At 58.0% G+C, this 4,267-nt stretch carries 2 protein-coding genes; both read right to left on the bottom strand.

Translation table 11 applies throughout. From position 1 onward, the window contains the following. Positions 1 to 276 precede the first annotated feature (276 nt). The gene (locus tag ACESNB_RS16010; protein ID WP_373009115.1) at positions 277 to 2,223 is read right to left on the bottom strand and encodes a beta-galactosidase; all 1,947 of its coding nucleotides are present in this window, start codon (positions 2,221 to 2,223) and stop codon (positions 277 to 279) included. Then, a partial coding sequence (locus ACESNB_RS16005) for an alpha-galactosidase (RefSeq protein ID WP_373009113.1) occupies positions 2,220 to 4,267 on the bottom strand: 2,048 nt, incomplete at its 5' end. The genes ACESNB_RS16005 and ACESNB_RS16010, both read right to left, overlap by 4 nt.

Raw genomic sequence — 4,267 nt, 5'->3', positions numbered from 1 at the left:
TCCATCCATTCGTCAGTGTACAATCACTTCAACCTCGAAAGGCACGTCAACTCCCGTACACGATTCAAACAAAGACGAGACGTCGCGCTTCGCGAGTGGCGCGACGCTCTCGTCGCCTAGTACTCGCTTTGCCGCGAATAACGGAGACTGGTTCGCACTAGCCTGACACCACCGCCAGACACTTCTGATAATGCATTGCAATATAGGTGCGGTATTGATTTGGTCTTTAGCCAACCCCGCCAGCTAGCCCGCCACGTGACGTACGAGAGACCAAAGTTATATGCGCCAGGCAGCCACTCCGGCGCCTCCGATCTCTCGCGCGCCGATCAGGTAATCCTCATCTGCCTCCGGCGCACCGACAAATCTGAGGTCAATGACGTCCCGGCCGTAATTGAAAGCAAACTGGATATTCCCGGCGCGACGAAGACGAATATCACGACCGATCTCGCGAACCTCCAGTTTCGCCTCCTGACAGAGCTGACGAAGCACATACATCAAGAGCAGTTCGCCCGGCCAGCAAGCCAGATAATGCACCTGTCCATTTCGAAGCCAGGCCGGTTCGCCATTTTCGAAAAGCGCCACCGGTTCCGCCGTACTCTTCACAGACTCCCGCCAGAGCGAGCCATCAAACAATTGACCACCGGCCATCACGCGAGGTTTTGCAAATGGCGGAAGGCTTTCGAATACACCCACCTGCATAGGCAACAGGTCCGAAAACGGACCGGGAGCCAGGCTCATTGGGATGTGGCCAACGCCGGTCCGCGACCCTGTGAGAGGCGTCGCCAGCACAGTCGCACCACTCTCGCGCAACCGCTCACACATCCCAGCATCCAGGATCGAAACACTCGGCAAGATGACGAGTCCATAAGGTTCAAAGTCGGCACCTTGCGGAACGACGTCCACATCCAGCCCCAATTGTCGGCAACAAGAGTAGAGCGTACGCGCCATTTCAAGCACCGAGCCCGCTCGCCCCTGCGGCTGGATCTCATGTTGCCAAAGGCTTGGATAGTCGAGGACAATCGCAACACGCGTAGATGTTGATTCCAACTTTCCGATTGCGCCTAGCTCGCCTGCAACTTGGGCAATTTCCACAAGAGCTCGCGCATCCTGCCGGTCTGGCGTCAGAAGTGCCGCATGCATCTGCTCCTGGCCGAATGGCACTTGCCGCCATCGGAAATAGCTGACGAACGCGGCCCCGTGCGCGAACGCCTCCCAGGTCCATAGACGTACCATGCCAGGCGCAGGCGCCGCATTATGGGTGGCCCAGTTCACAGGGCCCGGCTGCTGCTCCATAACGCCCCATTGGGGCGAACAGTGCCGGAATACATCATGATTGAACGCGGCGAAGTCCGGGTGCCCGTAGCAAAGCCAATGGGCTTTGTCGGCCTCGTTGTCATCGCCCTCGCTCAGCAGACCAATCGGGTAGCTGTCCCAGGCAGCGACATCGAGCGATGCGCCAATTGCGTGATGATCCAGCTTGGTGAAATCGCCAATGTAGTTATGAGCAATCTGTCGCCCCGGACTGTGGCGACGCAGGATGTCTACCTGCTCCCTGTTGAACTCGCAGATTTCATCACTGGAGAAGCGTCGGTAGTCCAGACGGTGAGATGGATTGGCTTCTGTGACCGTCGCGTTCGGCGGATCGACCTCATCGAATGACCGATAGTCCTGCGACCAGAAAACGGTCCCCCACGCCGTGTTGAGGGCATTGATCGATTCATACCTGCATTGCAGCCACAGTCGGAACGACCTTGCCGCATCCGGAGAAAAACTCTCATGCGTTCCATGGTGGCCGTATTCATTGTCCGTCTGCCACATTACCACCGCCGGGTGGTCGCCAAAACGGCGCGCCAACGCCTCGGTAATCCGCGCGCTCTCCCGGCGGTAAGTTGGAGATGAGAAACAATAATGTCGCCGCGATCCGAATTTTTTCAGGCGACCGTTTGCATCCCAGGGAATAATATCGGGATATTGGTCCACCAACCACTTGGGCGGCGTGGCTGTGGGCGTACAGAGAATAATTCTGAGACCTTCGGCATTCAGTGTTGAAATAGCGCGGTCGAGCCAGGACCAGTCATACTCACCCGGCGAAGGCTCAATCCTCGACCAGGCAAACTCTCCGATGCGGACCAGTTCAAGGCCCAGCGCCTTCATGCGCCGCGCGTCATCCGCCCAGTCTGCCTCTGGCCAGTGCTCAGGATAGTAGCAAACGCCTAGCTTCATGTCCGTACGGTCTCCAGGCGGTTAAGGTAGAATAGACGCCCTTGGTTGGGCTTTTTAGGATCCATGTCCAATCCAGACCAGGCTAGGCCTTCAGCGGAAAAACTGCCGATACCGGTGTCGGGGCCACCATCAAAGGCCACTTCTGAAACAGCGTAGACGCAACTTGATTCAAGCCCTGGCAGGGCTATCCGGGCATGCAACGGCCGGGCAGACATTCCCGTTCTCAGGACACGAACGAGAATGTGTTCAGCGTCTTTCGATTCCACCATAGTCACGTTGAGGTGTTTGTCGGTCACCGGCAGCGTTCTGATACGTCCGGAATGCATCCAACCCCGAAACCGTTTGTGTGCTTTGATGGCTACCACAAGCGCTGTCTTGTCCTTTTCCGACAAAGCAGACGGGTCAAGCTCAAGCCCGAAATGCCCGAACATGGAAACCAGTGCACGAAAGCGCATGGAGAACGTCCGGCCCGTAATGTGGTTCGGGGATGGCCCGACATGCGATCCAATCATCTCGACCGGTATGTACCGGGAAAGGTCCTGGTTGATCCGGATGCGATCCAGCGCGTCTGTAGCATCACTTGCCCAGAACCGCGTCACGCGCGGGAGAATGCCAAAATCGATCCGGCCACCACCACTGGCGCAGCTTTCTATTTCAAGCTCAGGGAACCGCGCCTGCAGTCGGTCCATCAGCGCGTAGACACCAAGCGTCTGGGACGTTGCACGGCCACGTCCGTTGATTGCAGCCGGATAGAGTTCACGATTGCAATCCCATTTGAGGTACTCGATGCCGCCAAGATCCAGGCATTCGGCAAGGGCCCCGAACAGATAGTCTCGTACATCCGGATTTGACAGATCCAGAACTAGTTGATTGCGCCCGGTTGGTACTTCGGAATCGGGATACCCCAAAACCCATTCAGGATGCGCGCGATAGAGCGCGCTCTTGCGGCTCACCATTTCCGGTTCGACCCAAAGGCCAAAAGTCATTCCAAGGCTGTGGACATTGCGGATTAGCGGACCAAGCCCTTGCGGGAACCGATCTGCGTCCGGTTCCCAATCTCCAAGGCTGCTAGTGTCATCCCGTCGTCCGATGAACCAGCCGTCGTCCAGAACAAATCGCTCGGCGCCGAGCGCGGCGGCCTGCGCCGCGAGCTCGACGAGGGATGCCTCATCGAAATCGAAGTATCGAGCCTCCCATGTGTTGAAATGCACCGACCTGGGCACAACACGCGACTGAGAGCGCGCGAACGCATGCAGCCGGTCGCTCAGTTCATCGAATCCATTTTCTGACACCGCGACTAACAGTTTCGGGGTCACGACTTGTTCGCCGGGAGCAAGTTGGATTTCACCCGGCTCGTAGATGGGTTCTGCACATAGCTCTGTTGAGCCATCAGGCAAACGTTCCACGCTGATGGAGTGACTACCGCTCCAGGCGAGATGCGCCGCGATCGCACGTCCATGGCGAGGACTGGCGGAGCTTTCGCAAACGAGCATAGAGGGGGAGCCGTCAAAGCCAGTCCGACCCAGTCGCGACACGGATTGGACGCGTCCCGCATCAATAGGAACCCGGGAGGTATGCCCTTCCCGGGCCCATGCTCCGTAGGAAGTGATTGCGTCAGTGCTCCAGTCATCAAGCGGCAACAAGCCTGCGGCGCAACGATGCACGTCCACGATATTGGATCCGTCATTGAAAACGCGAGTCTCGACAACCATCACGCCGCCCGAGATTTCGAGACACGTCTCCGCTCGAACGTCGCAGTCAGGGTCCGCAGCTTCCAGCACAAGAATCGTGTCCGAGACCTTACGCATGCCGGATGGACGAAGCCTGACCGCAAGCCCATCTGGCAGGCAGACCGCGTCCAGGAGACCAACGCCCGCATAGCCCGAACCCCGCTGTGCCATCAGACTGACACCAGGGACGATATCAGGACTGGCCGGCAGCTTTTCCGGGCGTACAGGGCGCACGCCATCTTTAGCACCAACTGGACCAAGGAAGCACAATTTGAACCCGAATCCAGCCTCTCGGGCCACAATGCATGTCAGGC

Source organism: Hyphomonas sp. (assembly GCF_041689225.1).
Classification (GTDB): Bacteria; Pseudomonadota; Alphaproteobacteria; order Caulobacterales; family Hyphomonadaceae; genus Hyphomonas.
Note: the sequence above shows the minus strand (reverse complement) of the source record. Positions and strands in the feature narration are given on the sequence as shown.

Excerpts from the sequence above, each read along its gene's own strand:
- ACESNB_RS16010 (WP_373009115.1), bottom strand. The coding sequence starts at position 2,223 with ATGAAGCTAGGCGTTTGCTACTATCCTGAGCACTGGCCAGAGGCAGAC.